General features: G+C 75.0%; 13 protein-coding genes. 8 read left to right on the top strand and 5 right to left on the bottom strand.

Going from position 1 to position 14,573, the window contains the following annotated elements; genetic code table 11:
* Positions 1–91: 91 nt before the first annotated feature.
* On the top strand, positions 92–973 hold the full coding sequence (locus ACIP93_RS06095) for an alpha/beta hydrolase (RefSeq protein ID WP_345228563.1): 882 nt from the start codon (positions 92–94) through the stop codon (positions 971–973).
* A gap of 83 nt (positions 974–1,056) precedes the next feature.
* Here the strand turns inward: ACIP93_RS06095 and ACIP93_RS06090 are convergent, their stop codons facing one another.
* Positions 1,057–3,006: a DEAD/DEAH box helicase gene (locus ACIP93_RS06090; RefSeq protein WP_401756188.1), complete on the bottom strand. Its 1,950-nt coding sequence runs from the start codon at positions 3,004–3,006 to the stop codon at positions 1,057–1,059.
* Positions 3,007–3,532: 526 nt separating this feature from the next.
* Here ACIP93_RS06090 and ACIP93_RS06085 point away from each other — a divergent pair.
* Complete coding sequence (locus tag ACIP93_RS06085) at positions 3,533–4,282, top strand: ferritin-like fold-containing protein (protein ID WP_345228561.1); 750 nt, start codon at positions 3,533–3,535, stop codon at positions 4,280–4,282.
* Positions 4,283–4,355: 73 nt separating this feature from the next.
* On the opposite strand, the gene ACIP93_RS06080 is transcribed toward ACIP93_RS06085, so the two are convergent.
* The 4 genes from ACIP93_RS06080 to ACIP93_RS06065 form a co-directional block, all read right to left on the bottom strand.
* Positions 4,356–4,625 (bottom strand): hypothetical protein, encoded by a 270-nt coding sequence (locus ACIP93_RS06080; protein ID WP_345228560.1) that lies wholly within the window; start codon positions 4,623–4,625, stop codon positions 4,356–4,358.
* A 181-nt stretch (positions 4,626–4,806) separates the two neighbouring features.
* On the bottom strand, positions 4,807–5,034 hold the full coding sequence (locus tag ACIP93_RS06075) for a DUF3107 domain-containing protein (protein WP_345228559.1): 228 nt from the start codon (positions 5,032–5,034) through the stop codon (positions 4,807–4,809).
* 147 nt (positions 5,035–5,181) lie between these two features.
* Complete coding sequence (locus ACIP93_RS06070; protein WP_345228558.1) at positions 5,182–5,823, bottom strand: TetR/AcrR family transcriptional regulator; 642 nt, start codon at positions 5,821–5,823, stop codon at positions 5,182–5,184.
* A 245-nt stretch (positions 5,824–6,068) separates the two neighbouring features.
* Positions 6,069–6,290 carry a hypothetical protein gene (locus ACIP93_RS06065; protein ID WP_345228557.1) on the bottom strand — a complete coding sequence of 74 codons (222 nt, stop codon included), beginning with the start codon at positions 6,288–6,290 and terminating at the stop codon, positions 6,069–6,071.
* 202 nt (positions 6,291–6,492) lie between these two features.
* On the opposite strand from ACIP93_RS06065, the gene ACIP93_RS06060 reads away from it, so the two are divergent.
* The 6 genes from ACIP93_RS06060 to ACIP93_RS06035 all read left to right on the top strand — a co-directional run bounded on the left by ACIP93_RS06060 (position 6,493) and on the right by ACIP93_RS06035 (position 14,534).
* Entirely contained in the window at positions 6,493–7,572 is a 1,080-nt protein-coding gene (locus tag ACIP93_RS06060) for an alpha/beta fold hydrolase (RefSeq protein ID WP_345228556.1), read from the top strand.
* 155 nt (positions 7,573–7,727) lie between these two features.
* Entirely contained in the window at positions 7,728–9,149 is a 1,422-nt protein-coding gene (locus ACIP93_RS06055) for a DUF3152 domain-containing protein (RefSeq protein WP_401756181.1), read from the top strand.
* A gap of 215 nt (positions 9,150–9,364) precedes the next feature.
* On the top strand, positions 9,365–11,197 hold the full coding sequence (locus tag ACIP93_RS06050) for a DUF3492 domain-containing protein (protein WP_401757001.1): 1,833 nt from the start codon (positions 9,365–9,367) through the stop codon (positions 11,195–11,197).
* Entirely contained in the window at positions 11,194–12,438 is a 1,245-nt protein-coding gene (locus tag ACIP93_RS06045; protein WP_401756178.1) for a hypothetical protein, read from the top strand. Before ACIP93_RS06050 ends, ACIP93_RS06045 begins: the two co-directional genes overlap by 4 nt.
* A 291-nt stretch (positions 12,439–12,729) precedes the next feature.
* Positions 12,730–13,737, top strand: a complete 1,008-nt coding sequence (locus ACIP93_RS06040) for an NAD-dependent epimerase/dehydratase family protein (RefSeq protein WP_189820696.1) — start codon at positions 12,730–12,732, stop codon at positions 13,735–13,737.
* Positions 13,725–14,534, top strand: coding sequence for a spherulation-specific family 4 protein (locus tag ACIP93_RS06035; RefSeq protein WP_345228553.1), 810 nt, complete (start codon positions 13,725–13,727; stop codon positions 14,532–14,534). The genes ACIP93_RS06040 and ACIP93_RS06035 overlap by 13 nt, the downstream gene beginning before the upstream one ends.
* The last annotated feature ends 39 nt before the right edge of the window (positions 14,535–14,573 follow it).

Raw genomic sequence — 14,573 nt, 5'->3', positions numbered from 1 at the left:
GCCGGGGCCCGTCGCCGGGCGGCGCGGGCGCGCGGCGCCGGGCGTGCCGGGGAGCGCCGCCTGCCGCGAACCCACCGGTAGCCTCGACCGCATGAGCAGGCCGCCCACCTTCACCCCGCCCCCCGGCGTCCACGCCGCTCCCCTCCGCACGGAGCGCGGCGCCTTCGCCGTACTCGACGCGAGACCGGACGGGACGCCCCGGGGCACCGCCCTCCTCCTCCCCGGCTTCACCGGCAGCAAGGAGGACTTCATCACCGTTCTGCGCCCCCTCGCCGACGCCGGGTACCGCGCGGTCGCGGTGGACGGGCGGGGGCAGTACGAGTCGCCGGGGCCGAAGGAGGACCAAGCGCCCTACGCGCAGGGCGAGTTGGCGTCGGACGTCCTCGCCCAGGCGCAGGCGCTCGACGGCGCGGGCCCGCTCCACCTCCTCGGTCACTCCCTCGGCGGCCAGATCGCCCGGGCCGCCGCGATTCTCGACCCGGCGCCCTTCCGCACCCTGACCCTCATGTCCTCGGGACCCGCCGAGATCGACCCCGCGCAGCAGGAGAAGGCCGCGCTGCTGTCCCAGGCCCTCGGGTTCATGACCATGGGCGAGGTCTGGGACGCCGTGCAGGCCCTGGAGACCCCCGCCCCGGAGGAGCCCGGGGAGGCGGCGCGCACGACGGAGGACCCGGCCCTGGAGGCCGCCCTGCGCCGCCGCTGGCTGCTGCACAGCCCCGCCCAGCTCATCGCGACGGCGCGCGCGCTCAGGGTGGAGCCGGACCGGGTCGCCGAGGTGCGGGCCACCGGGCTGCCGGTGCACGTGGTCTCCGGGACGCAGGACGACACCTGGCCCGTGCCGCTCCTCGACGACATGGCGGTGCGCCTGGACGCGCACCGCACGGTCGTCAAGGACGCCGGCCACTCGCCCAACACGGACAACCCGCACGACACGGCCGAGGCCCTCGTCGCCTTCTGGAACCGTTTCGCCTGACCGACGGCCCCGCTCACGCCGACGGCCCCGCCCCCCCGGTGAGGGGGAGCGGGGCCGTCGGTGTCAGGGCGTCGTGCCGGGGATCAGCTCTCCTGCTGGGCCGGCTTGCGGGTCGTGCGGCGGCGGCGCGGCTTGGCCTCGCCCTCCGCGGCCGACTCCACGGACTTCGGCTTCTCCGACCTCGGCTTCGAGGCGGACGCGGCGGAGGACGCCCGCGTCGACGTGCGGCGGCGCGGCTGCGTCGGCTCGGGCTCCGGCATCGGGGCCATCTGGAAGTCGACCTCCGGCTCCGCCGAGACCCGCGCACGCACCGGGCGCTTCAGCCGCGGACGTACCGGAGCCTCGACCGCCTGCGCCGCCTCCACGGCCGGCGTGGCCTTGGCACGCGGCGCCCGGGCCCGGGGAGCGCGCTTGACCGGGGCCTCGTCGGCCTCCGGCGCGGGCGCGGTGACCTTCACGGTCCGCTTGCGGACGGTCTTCTTGGCCGGGGCCTCCTCGACGGGGGCCTCGGCGACGGGAGTCTGCGCGACGGGGGTCTGCGCGACGGCCACGGGCTCGGCGGCCTCGGCCACGGGAGCCTCCGCCACCGCGGGGACGGCGGCCCGGGTGCGACGGCGGCGGCGCGGCGTGCGCGGCTCCGACGCCTCCGGGGCCTCGGCGACCTCGGTGGCCTCAGCGGCGGGGGTCACGGGGGCCGCGGTCGTCTCCGGGGTCGTCTCCGGTCCCAGCTCCGAGCCGCCACGCGTACGGCGACGCTGGCGCGGGGTGCGCGTGCGGGCCGGACGGTCCTCGACCACGGCGGCGGCAGCGGCGGCGGGCGCGGACTTGCGGCCGCGGCCGCCCGTCTCGCCCAGGTCCTCGACCTCTTCCGCGCGCAGACCCGCACGGGTCCGCTCGGCCCGGGGCAGTATGCCCTTCGTGCCCGCGGGGATGGAGAGGATCTCGTACAGGTGCGGGGACGTGGAGTACGTCTCCTCCGGCTCGTCGAACGGGAGGTCCAGCGCCTTGTTGATGAGCTTCCAGCGCGGGATGTCGTCCCAGTCGACCAGGGTGACGGCGATGCCCTTGTTGCCCGCGCGGCCGGTGCGGCCCACGCGGTGCAGGTAGGTCTTCTCGTCCTCGGGCGTCTGGTAGTTGATGACGTGCGTCACGCCCTCGACGTCGATGCCGCGGGCGGCCACGTCGGTGCAGACCAGCACGTCGACCTTGCCGTTGCGGAAGGCGCGCAGCGCCTGCTCGCGGGCGCCCTGGCCGAGGTCGCCGTGCACGGCGCCGGACGCGAAGCCGCGCTTCTCCAGCTGCTCGGCGATGTCGGCGGCGGTCCGCTTGGTACGGCAGAAGATCATTGCGAGGCCGCGGCCCTCGGCCTGGAGGATGCGGGAGACCAGCTCCGGCTTGTCCATGTTGTGGGCGCGGAAGACGTGCTGCGCGATGTTCTTGACGGTCGCGCCCTCGTCGTCCGGCGAGGTGGCGCTGATGTGCGTGGGCTGCGACATGTAGCGACGGGCCAGGCCGATGACGGCGCCGGGCATGGTCGCGGAGAAGAGCATGGTCTGCCGCTTGGCCGGCAGCATGTTCATGATCCGCTCGACGTCCGGCAGGAAGCCCAGGTCCAGCATCTCGTCGGCCTCGTCCAGGACGAGCGCGCGGATGTGGGACAGGTCGAGCTTCTTCTGTCCCGCCAGGTCGAGCAGACGGCCCGGGGTGCCGACGATGATGTCGACGCCCTTCTTGAGCGCCTCCACCTGGGGCTCGTACGCCCGGCCGCCGTAGATCGCGAGGACCCGGACGTTGCGCACCTTGCCGGCGGTCAGCAGGTCGTTGGTGACCTGCTGGCACAGCTCGCGGGTGGGGACGACGACCAGGGCCTGCGGGGCGTCGGTGAGCTTCTCGGGCTTGGCCCGGCCCGCCTCGACGTCCGCGGGGACGGTGACGCGCTCGAGGAGCGGGAGACCGAAACCGAGGGTCTTGCCCGTACCGGTCTTGGCCTGGCCGATGACGTCGCTGCCCGAGAGGGCGACGGGAAGCGTCATCTCCTGGATGGGGAAGGGGGACGTGATGCCGACTGCCTCGAGGGCTTCGGCCGTCTCGGAAAGAATGCCGAGGTCACGGAACGTAGTCAGGGTGCTGCCTCTTCTGTGAGACGCGACTCGGGGCGAACAACGGGGGTCGTACCGTGCCTGGGTCTCATCCGGCCTTGGGAGGACCGGGTGGCGCGGGACCACTGCCGTTGCTCTAGCGCTCGTGTCGCTGAGGGTTCCCTCGTCTGCGGTGGTGCTTGTGCACCGATCGCACGGAGGGCTGTCGGGTCGGAGCCGATCGGGCCACCGACCGGGCATCCTCATGCGGATGGCCTGCACAGAGCGCGCGCACCAGGGGTGCGTACGCGGGGAATGCTCAGCAGGCGCATTACCACTGTACCCCGGATTCGCGCATGTGTGTTGGGTGAATTCGTAGGAATAGTGGGGCGGCGGTGCGGACGTGTCCCGGGGCGCGTTCCGTGCCCACCGCACTGACCAGGCCCTTACCTCCCCCTGCGCGCGGGCTATTGTGCGGTTCATGGAGACGCCTGACACCCCCGCCGAACCCGCCGCTACCGAAGCCCCCGCACCCACCGGAATCGCCGCCCAGGACTGGGCCACGGCCAGTGTGGAGCCGACCTACCGCAACGCGGTGATCGACCTGCTCGGCGCCCTCGCGTACGGAGAGCTGGCGGCCTTCGAGCGGCTCGCCGAGGACGCCAAGCTGGCACCGACGCTGGGCGACAAGGCGGAACTGGCGAAGATGGCCTCCGCCGAGTTCCACCACTTCGAGCGCCTGCGCGACCGCCTGGCGGCCATCGACGCCGAGCCCACCGCCGCCATGGAGCCCTTCGCCAAGCCCCTGGACGACTTCCACCTCCTCACCGCCCCGTCCGACTGGCTGGAGGGCCTGGTCAAGGCGTACGTCGGCGACTCGATCGCCAGTGACTTCTACCGGGAGGTGGCCGCCCGCCTGGACACCGACACCCGCTCGCTGGTGCTCGCCGTCCTGGACGACACCGGGCACGGCAACTTCGCCGTCGAGAAGGTGCGCGCCGCCATCGAGGCCGACCCGCGGGTCGGCGGGCGGCTCGCGCTGTGGGCGCGGCGGCTGATGGGCGAGGCGCTGTCGCAGGCGCAGCGCGTGGTCGCCGAGCGCGACTCGCTGTCGACCATGCTGGTGGGCGGGGTGGCGGACGGCTTCGACCTCGCGGAGGTCGGCCGGATGTTCTCCCGGATCACCGAGGCGCACACCAAGCGGATGGCGGCGCTGGGGCTGGCGGCCTGACCCTCGCGCGCCGGAACCGCCGGGCCAACGCCGACGGCGCGAGGCCCGGCCGAAAGGCCGGGCCCGTCGTCCGCTACGCCGCGGCGGACCGGCGGCGGATGCGTCCGGAGGGGCGCAGCAGCAGCGAGAGCGCCACCGCTCCCACCGCGGCCGCCCCGACGAGGGTGGCGAAGGGGTGCCCCGGGCCGACGGACGTGTGGGCCACCCAGGCGCCGAACAGGGAGCCGAAGAGGCCCGCCGTGAGGACCAGCGGACGGGACGGCAGGCGTTCGGGCAGCCGCGCGAGGGCGGCCCAGGCGAGGGCGAGTCCCAGGACGACGGAGCCGAGAGCTTCCAAGATCAACGCGGTTCCCTCCCGTGCACTGCTACGTGGGCAAATGGGTCGTAGCCCGTCTTACCCGGAGGGTGCGGAATGCAACCCTCCTCAGCGCCCGGGACCCTGAACGGCCCGGCAGGAGTGCAGACGTGCGCGGGGCCCGGCGGGTTGATCCCGCCGGGCCCCGCGCACGTAACCGGTGCGACTGCTAGAGGGCGCCGAAGCCCACGCGACGCTGCGCCTGCTCGCCGATCTCCACGTAGGCGATGCGGTCCGCCGGCACCAGGACCCTGCGGCCCTTTTCGTCGTTCAGGCTGAGCAGCTGTGCCTTGCCGGCCAGCGCGTCGGCCACGGCGCGCTCGACCTCCTCGGCAGACTGCCCGCTCTCCAGAACGATCTCCCGGGGTGCGTGCTGCACGCCGATCTTGACCTCCACGGCTATGTCCCTCCGACGATCCGGGTCGGCGCGGTCCACCGCGCCGTACGTCCAGACACATTAGCCCGGAGCGGGCACGTCATTCGCTTTCCGGGCAACGCCGGGAGCGAACACGCCCGCTCCGGGCGCCGTCGGCCGTGCGGTGCGTCAGTGCTGCTCGGAGCCGTGCAGCGGGAAACCCGCGATGCCGCGCCAGGCCAGCGAGGTCAGCAACTGGACCGCCGTCTCGCGCGGAATGGTGCTGCCGCTGGACAGCCAGTAGCGGGCCACCACCTGCGAGACCCCGCCCAGGCCCACGGCCAGCAGCATCGACTCGTCCTTCGACAGGCCGGTGTCCTCGGCGATCACCTCGCTGATCGCCTCGGCGCACTGGAGCGAGACCCGGTCCACGCGCTCGCGCACGGCGGGCTCGTTCGTCAGGTCCGACTCGAAGACCAGGCGGAAGGCCCCGCCCTCGTCCTGGACGTACGCGAAGTAGGCGTCCATGGTCGCCGCGACGCGCAGCTTGTTGTCCGAGGTCGAGGCGAGAGCGGTGCGGACCGCCTGGAGCAGCGACTCGCAGTGCTGGTCCAGCAGCGCTAGGTACAGGTCGAGCTTGCCGGGGAAGTGCTGGTAGAGCACCGGCTTGCTGACCCCGGCGCGCTCGGCGATGTCGTCCATCGCCGCCGCGTGGTAGCCCTGCGCGACGAAGACCTCCTGGGCCGCGCCCAGGAGCTGGTTGCGTCGGGCTCGGCGTGGCAGGCGGGTGCCCCGCGGACGTGCCGCCTCTGTCTGCTCGGTGGCTGTCACGCCGCCTCCCATGTCTTTCCATTACACGGACTTCTCACCGCACGGCTGTTCCGTGTGATGTGCGCCGCGGTCGCCCATCGTACTTTTGGGTAACCCCCCTGTGCGCGGTGCGGACGGACAATTTCACGGAGCGGACACCGCGGGAGGGGCGAGCGGCGGCCGAAATGCGGAGAAGTGGGTCCGCTCGGCGGTGACCGCCCTCGTCGGCCTGTTCAGGGGACTCCTCCCCGCGGTGCTCGCGCCGCTCAGCGGTAGTCGTCCTCGTCCAGGGTCACCACGCGCGTCTGCTCCGCGAGGTCCGCGGGGTCGGCGGAGCCGGATTCCGTGCTCGGCAAGGGGTCGTCCGTCTCCGGCCGTACGTCGGTGTGCTGTTCGGCGGCGTCCGCCTCGGGGGTCTCGGGAGTGAGCTCCGGCGTCTCGTCGGGGCCCGCGGTGAAGTCGTCCGGTTCGGTGGGATCCACAGTCATGGTCTTCCGCCTTTCCGGCACGCGGCCCGTCATGTGCGGACGCGCGCCCTCTTTCGAGCGTAGGAGCGGACGGTGGCGTGCGCCATGCGGTCCGGGGCGGACGGTGCCGTGTGCCGTGCGGTCCGGGCGCGTGGTGGGCGGTGGGCGGTCTGTGACCGCGGACACAGGAGCCGCTGCGTGATCGTCTCGTAACATTGGCGCCATGTCTTCGACCGATCTGCCGGAATCCACCGCGGCCGCCCCGCTGCCGATGGTCAGTACCGTCAGGGTCGCCGAGGGGGAGGAACTGCGGACCGTCTCCCTGCCCGGGCTGACGCTGAACGTGCGCTCCAGGCCCCCGGCGCGGCAGGACCTGCCGCCCGCCCTGTACGTCCACGGGCTCGGCGGCTCCTCGCAGAACTGGTCGGCGCTGATGCCGCTGCTCGACGGCGTCGTCGCCGGCGAGGCCGTCGACCTGCCGGGATTCGGCGACTCCCCGCCGCCCGAGGACGGCAACTACTCGATCACCGGGCACGCGCGGGCCGTCATCCGCCATCTCGACGCCGCCGGCCGGGGCCCGGTCCACCTCTTCGGCAACTCGCTCGGCGGCGCGGTCTCCACCCGTGTCGCCGCCGTCCGCCCCGACCTGGTGCGCACGCTCACCCTGGTGTCGCCCGCGCTGCCGGAACTCCGGGTGCAGCGGGCCGCCATCCCCACCGGGCTGCTCGCCATCCCGGGCGTCGCCGGGCTCTTCGCGAAGCTCAGCCGCGACTGGACGGCCGAACAGCGCACGCGCAGCGTGACGGGCCTGTGTTACGGAGACCCCGCCCAGGTCACCGAGGAGGGCTTCCGTGCCGCCGTCGACGAGATGGAACGGCGGCTCCAGTTGCCGTACTTCTGGGAGGCGATGACCCGTTCCGCGCGGGGCATCGTGGACGCGTACACCCTCGGCGGCCAGCACGGACTGTGGAAACAGGCGGAGCGGGTGCTCGCCCCCACCCTGCTGGTGTACGGCGGGCGCGACCAACTGGTGTCCTTCCGCATGGCCCGCAGGGCCTCGGCAGCTTTCCGCGATTCCCGGCTCCTGGCCCTTCCGGACGCCGGGCACGTGGCGATGATGGAGTACCCCGAGGCGGTCGCGGAGGCCTTCCTCGATCTCGTACGGGAGCACCGGCCCGCACCGGCGCGGACGTCCGGGGAGCCGCACGCCCCCGGGCGGACGGCGGCGCACGCGGACCCGCACACTGAAACGCGTACGGAATCGAACACGGAAGCGCACACGCACACGGAAACAAGGAGCTGATCCGCCGCGTGGGACGTCACAGTCGCCGAGGTGCCGCACCGGAGGGTGCCGACGAGACACCTGGCATACCCGGCGGCGACGCCACCCCCCGAGGCGCGGCGGGCGAGCCCGCCGCACCCGGTACCGGGCGGCGTCGCCGCGGTGACACCGGAGCTGTGCCGCGCGTTCAGGACACCGGAGCGGGACCGCGTTTCCAGCCGCGCCACCTTGCGGGGGGACCGCAGAACCCGGTCCGGGCCCAGGCCCAGGTGCGGGGCGGGCATCCCGAACAGCGGGAGCCCGGAGGCGGCTGGGGAGACACCGGCGCTGGGCGCCACGGGATCACGGACACCGGCTCCGGCCGCCGTGCGGTCACCGACACCGGCTCCAATCGCCGTGCGGTCGCCGACACCGGCGCCGGGCGTTACGGCGACTGGGTCGGGGCGGCGCGCGACACGGCGGCCTTCGTGCCGCAGCAGCCGTCGGGCCCGCGGCAGCGGCCCCGGCAGCCGGAGGCCAGGACGCAGCAGCCGTCCACCGGCGTCGGTCTCGGCGCGCGCGTTCCCGTGCAGCGGGGGCCGGGCCGCCCGGGGCAGCGGCAGCGCCCGGACGGGCCGCGTCCGGACTTCGTCGAAGCCTTCGAGCAGCCGCAGCCGCAGTCGCATGGAGCCGGGGCCGGGGCCGGGTTCCGCGATCCGTACGACACCGTCACCGACCGGGACGACGCCGGGGCCCGCCGCCCGGACGCGGACGGCCCCGAGGGCACCGCGCCCCGCTCCGCGCGGTGGCCGGCCCGTACCGTGATCGGCGTGTCCGCGGCCGCGGTGACCGCCGCCCTCGCGGTGATGGTGGCCGGCCCGCAGTCGCAGTCCGGGCGCACGGGCGGGGCCACCGGTCCCGGCGTCGCCGGCCGCGACCTCGCCGGCGGCTCCTCGCGCGACCAGGACCGCACCTCGCCGCAGGGCAGCGAGCCCGGGAAGGCCCCGGCCACCCCGCTGACGTACGAGCAGCGCATGGCGCAGAAGCTGCCGATGGACGCCGACGCGAAGGGGCCCAACGCCTTCGACGTCGTGCCGGGCGAGGACCCCGCGCCCGGCAAGGGGACCAAGAAGACGTATCGCGTGGAGGTCGAGAAGGACCTCGGTCTCGACGGGAAGTTCTTCGCCGAGGCCGTGCAGCGGACGCTGAACGACAAACGGAGCTGGGCCGGGAAGGGCGACATGACGTTCGAGCGGGTGTCCGAAGGGCGCGCCGACTTCGTGGTCACGCTCGCTTCCCCGGTCACCACGAGCATCTGGTGCCTGAAGTCGGACCTGGAGACGCTCTCCGGGAACGTCTCCTGCGACTCCGCGCGGACCGAACGCGTGATGATCAACGCCTTCCGGTGGGCCGGGGGCTCACCGACCTTCGGGGACTCGCTGCTCCTGCCGTACCGGCAGATGCTCATCAACCACGAGGTCGGCCACCGGCTCGGGCGCAACCACGAGTACTGCGCCAAGGACGGCGCGCTCGCGCCCGTGATGATGCAGCAGACGAAGACGCTGAAGACCGGCGACAAGGTGTGCAGGCCCAACCCGTGGGTGCATCCCGAGAACTGACCGGGGCCGCCGGCCGGTGCCCCGTGCGGCACGCGCGCACACCTCTCTAGCGCGACCAAACGCCGACCGCGCAGGAAAGTTACGACTCTTCACCCCTTCCGGTGGTGCGATGGACAACCGTCCGTCGCACCACCGGCATGTCCGCATACGGTCGGTCCCGCTGCGAGTCGCCGGACCAACGGCGGCTGTCCACAAGGGAGATCGGGGGTGTGCGCGTGCGGATCGGACTGCTTACGGAGGGTGGCTACCCGTATGCGACCGGTGAATCCAGGTTCTGGTGCGACCGGCTCGTGCGCGGGCTCGCGCGGCACGCGTTCGACCTCTACGCCCTGAGCCGCAGCGCGGACCAGGAGGAACAGGGCTGGCTGGAACTGCCGCCGCAGGTGCAGCGGGTGCGCACGGCCCCGCTGTGGACCTCGGAGGCCGACTTCGGGATCTCGCACGGCCGCCTCGGCGCCCGCGCCCACGGCCGGCGCGAACGACGCCGCTTCGACGAGCACTTCGGCGCACTGGTCTCGGCGGTCTGCGCGGGGGAGACCGCCGGTGCGGACCCGACGGTGGCGGAGCGTTTCTCCACAGGGCTGTACGGGCTGGCCGAACTCGCCCGCGAGAAGGGCGGGCTGCACGCCGCGCTGCGCTCCGAACGCGCCGTGCGCGCCCTGGAGCGCGCCTGTCGCGCGCCGGGCGCGCCCCGGGTCGTGCAGATCGCGAAGGTGCCCGACTACCTGGCCTTCGCCGACCTCCTGGAGCGCGCCCTGCGCCCGCTGTCGCTCGACTGGTACGAGGCGGGGGAGGGCGGCCTGGGGGCCGTCGACCTCTGCCACGCGGCGTCCGGCGGCCCGGCGGCGCTGCCGGGGCTGCTGGCCAAGCGCTTCTTCGGGGTGCCGCTGCTGGTGACCGAGTACGGGGTGCGGCTGCGGGCGCACTACCTGGCCGCGCAGGAGGCCGAGTTGAGCGCTTCCGTACGGACGCTGCTCGCCTCCTTCCAGGGGCTGCTGGCCGCCGAGGTGTACGCGCAGGCCGCCGTGATCACCCCCGGCAACGCGCACGCCCGGCGCTGGCAGGAGCGCTGCGGCGCGGACCGGGCCAAGCTGCGCACGGTGTACCCGGGGATGGAGGCCGAGCGGTTCACGGCCGTCGGAGAGGCCGCGGACCGGAAGCGCGCGGGGGCGGACCGGGACCGCGCGGGCGTGGACGGGACGCTGGTGTGGGTGGGCCGGGTGGACCCCGCCAAGGACCTGGTGACGCTGCTGCACGCCTTCGCGGCGGTGCGCGCGGCCGAGCCCGGCGCCCGGCTGCGGATCATCGCCGCGCCGGTCGCCGACGACGACCGCACCGGACGCGGCTACCTCGCGCACTGCCGGGCGCTGGCCGCCCGGCTCTTCCCCGACGGGGCCGCCGACGCGCACCCGGAGGGCGGGTGTCCGGTCGCCTTCGAGGAGATCGGCGGCCCCGGCGTCCCGAACCTGGAGGACGCGTACGCGGCGGGTTCCGTGGTCGTGCTCTCCAGCGTCGTGGAGGGCTTCCCGATCAGCCTCGTCGAGGCGATGTTCTGCGGCCGGGCCACCGTCTCCACGGACGCCGGCGCGGTGGTCGAAGTCATCGGCGGCACGGGCCTGGTGGTGCCGCCGCGCGACCCCCGCGCCCTCGCGGACGCCTGCCTCGCACTGCTGCGGGACCCGGAGCGCAGGGCGCGGCTGGGAGCGGCGGGGCGCGCGCGGGCGCTCGAACTGTTCACCGTCGAGCAGAACCTCGCGGCATTTCGCGGCATTTACCTGGAACTGGTGTCGCACTCCCCGGTGCGCCGGGAGACGCGGGACGCCGACCCGCTGCCGTTCGAATTCCCGGCGGAGGCGTACGTACCGGGCGCCTGGCGGGGCGGTGCGCCGCTCCACACCGGGCGCGCGCCGGGCCGGGCCGCGTCCGCGGCGTCCGAGCCGCCGCCCCGGGAGCCGTGTGCCGCTGTGGCCCTCCTGGCCGAACCCGGCCCGCCGCGCGCGGAGCACCTGTCCGACCCCACCGACCCCGTACGGGAGGCACGCCCATGACCACGCAGACGGCAGACCCGGCGGGCAGGGCGGAGACCCCCGCCCGCGGCACGGACGTGTCCGCGGTGCGGCCCACGACGGCACCGGTCCCGGTGCGGCCGGCGGGGCGGGGGCGGTTCGTCCAGCCCGCGCGGCCCCCGCGGCCGGGGGCCGCCGCGGCGCCGGACGCCGGCGACGGCGCCGGAGCGGGCGCCTCCCGGGGCGGGCCCGTCGATCCGGTCAGGGTGCTCATGCACCGCCACCGCGAACTCTGCGAACGGGCCGTGGACCCCCTGGAGATCGCCGCGGGCCTCGAAGCGCACGGCGTCACCGACCGCACCGCCGCCCGCTTCCGGCACCGGGACGTCTTCTCCCTCGCCGAGGAGCTCTATGCGCGGGTGCCGCGCGCCGACGAGCAGGACGCCCCGGCGCACGCCCCGGCGCACACTGATCCGCTGCCGGCCGCCTGGGCGGCGTACGCCCTCCTGCCCGGCGTCCTGTGCGCCCTCACCCTGCTCGCCGGGGACCTCCTGACCGGCGGGCCCGGGATCGCGGTCACCGTCGCCGGGGCGGTCGCGACGCTCGCCGCCGTCGCCCTGTGCCTGCGGCGCGGACCGCTGCGGGCCGACGGCTACGCGCCGTGGACGCGTACCTGCTGGCTGCTGCTGTACGCCGTCCTGGGCGACGGCCTGCTGTCCCGCCTCCTCGGCGAGGGCCCCCTCTGGGCGCCGGAACCGGCCGCCCTCGTCGGGCTCGCCGCGGCCCTCGCGCCCGCCGCCTGGTGCGCCCGGCTGCTGTCCGTGCAGGCGCGCCGCCGGCTCAGCGCGAGCCGCGGCACGGAGGACTTCGGGGCGGCCGTGCGGCCGCTGCTCCTCGGGGTGTTCGGCCTGTACGCGGCGACCCTGGCGGCGCTGTTGTACGGGGCGGCCGGACTCGGCTTCGACGGCGCCTTCGCGGTGTCCGCGCTCGCGGTGGGGTCCCTGCTCTTCCTGGCCAGACTGCTCGCCGTGCACGGGATGCCCCGGGCGGGCGCGGCCGGACTCACCGCCGCCTGCGTGGTCGAAGCCCTCGCCCTCGCCGCGCCCCTGGCGTCCCGGGTCCCCGGCTGCGAGGCCCTGGCGGCACTCGTGCGCGCCGCCGTACGGGAGTGGGGCGCGGGCGCCGTCCCGGCTCTCGCCTGCGGAGCCGCCGCCCTCGGGCTCCTCGCCCACGCCGCCGTCGCCCTGTCACGGGCCTCCGCCCACGCCGGGCGGCGCGCCTGACCGGCCGGCGCGACAGCGCGCGGGCACGCCCCCGGTGGGCCCCGCGCGCGCCCGCCGGCCGCGCGGTCGCCGTGCCGGCCCGCCCCTCCGACGTACGGCCCCCGCAGTCGTACGACCCGACCGAGCCACCTTCCTGGCAGCCCCGGAGCCGACGCCGAGGCGGCCGCCGCACCACCCGTCCCACCCGCAGTGCCCGCACAAACACCCTCAAGGAGAACGTCACATGACCCCCCCACCCCCCCTGTCCGTGCAGTCCGTGCACGCCCGTCGGCACCGAGGGGAGGAGGCGCGATGAGGGTCCTCCTGCTCGGCGCCAACGGATACCTCGGCCGCTTCGTCGCGGACCGGCTCCTCGCCGACCCCGCCGTCCAGCTCACCGCACTCGGCCGGGGCGACGACGCCGACGTGCGGTTCGACCTCGCCACCGGCAGCCCCGGCGCCCTGACCCGGTTCCTGGACGCCGTGCACCCCGGCGTCGTGGTCAACTGCGCCGGTGCCACCCGGGGCGGCGCCCGCGACCTCACCCGGCACAACACCGTCGCCGTCGCCACCGTCTGCGAGGCGCTGCGCCGCAGCGGCTGCGGGGCGCGCCTGGTCCAGCTCGGCTGCGCCGCCGAGTACGGGCCGTCCCAGCCGGGGTCCTCCACCGCCGAGGACGCGGTGCCGCGCCCCGGCGGGCCGTACGGCGTCAGCAAGCTGGCGGCCACCGAGCTGGTGCTCGGCTCGGGCCTGGACGCCGTCGTGCTGCGGGTCTTCTCGCCGGTCGGCCCCGGCACGCCCGCCGGATCGCCGCTCGGCCGGCTCGCCGAGGCGATGCGCCGGGCCATGCAGTCCGGGGACGGCGAGCTCAAGCTCTCCGGTCTCGGCGTGCAGCGCGACTTCGTCGACGTCCGGGACGTGGCGCGCGCCGTGCACGCCGCGTCCCTGTCCGCCGCCCAGGGCGTCGTGAACATCGGCACCGGCCGCGCGGTGCGGCTGCGCGACGCCGCCGCCGTGCTCGCCCGGGTCGCCGGATACGGCGGCGCCCTGCACGAACTGGACGCCCCCAGCGGGTACTCCAGCTCGGCTGCGGCCAGCGCCGCCGTGCGCAACGGAGGCGTGCCGACCATCGGCGCCCCCCGCTCCGGCGACGCCCTCACCGAGCACCTCGGGGCGGCCCCGTACCCGTACCCCGACGGCTGCGGGAGCTGGCAGCAGGCCGACGTGCGCACCGCCCGCGACCGGCTGGGCTGGCGGCCCCGGATCAACCTGGAGGAATCGCTCGCGGACATCTGGATGGAGGCGGCGTGCCGCATCTGAGCACCTCCCCCGCCGTCCGCCCCGCGATTGGGGCGGACCGGCTCGGGATCGGCGTACCGGGCTACGCGCACCCGCTGCTCGCGCCGGTCGAGTGGGCCGAACTCCTGCGCTTCTCCCGGGTGCACGCCGGGCCGGGCCGCGCGGCGCCCCTGCACTGGACGGTGCTGAACGTCGCCGACGGGCCCGGCGCACGCCCCGACCCGCACTGCCTCGACGCCTCCGGGCGGCTGCGCAACGCGGGGCTGCGGGTGCTGGGGCACCTGGACCTGACCTACGGGGTGCGGGCGTTCGGCGAGCTGGTCGCGGACGCGCAGCGCTTCCTGGACTGGTACCGGGTCGACGGCTTCTATCTGGACCGCTGTCCCACAGGGCGGGACGAACTGTCCGAAATCCGGCGGCTCACCGCCGCCCTGCGGTCGATGCTGGCGGGCACGCACGCCCCGGACGGCGGCCGGCTGGTCCTCGGCCACGGCACCCACCCGTATGCCGGATACGCGGAGACCGCCGACCAGTTGGTGACCTTCTCCGGGCCGTGGACGGACTACCGCTGGTCGCAGGCGGCCCCGTGGACGGCCGCCCACCCGGCCTCCCGCTTCTGCCACCTGGTGCACGGCGTGCCGCGCACCCATCTGGACGAGGCGCTGCGCATCGCCCGCTGGCAGGGGGCGGGCACCATCTGGTTCACCGACCGGACCGAGCGGGCGGGCGCCGACGACCCGGCCGGCAGCCCCTGGGAGGCCCTGCCCGGGTACTGGGACGAAATCGTCTCGCGCATCGGACCGGGTGTCTCGGAATGAGAAGGGGCGTGGCAGTGTTACACGACGAACAACCGTATT

The organism is Streptomyces sp. NPDC088745 (assembly GCF_044751045.1).
In the GTDB taxonomy this organism is placed as follows: Bacteria; Actinomycetota; Actinomycetes; order Streptomycetales; family Streptomycetaceae; genus Streptomyces; species Streptomyces cremeus.
The sequence above is the reverse complement of the archived record's forward strand: the minus strand, read 5'-3'. Positions and strand labels throughout refer to the sequence as shown.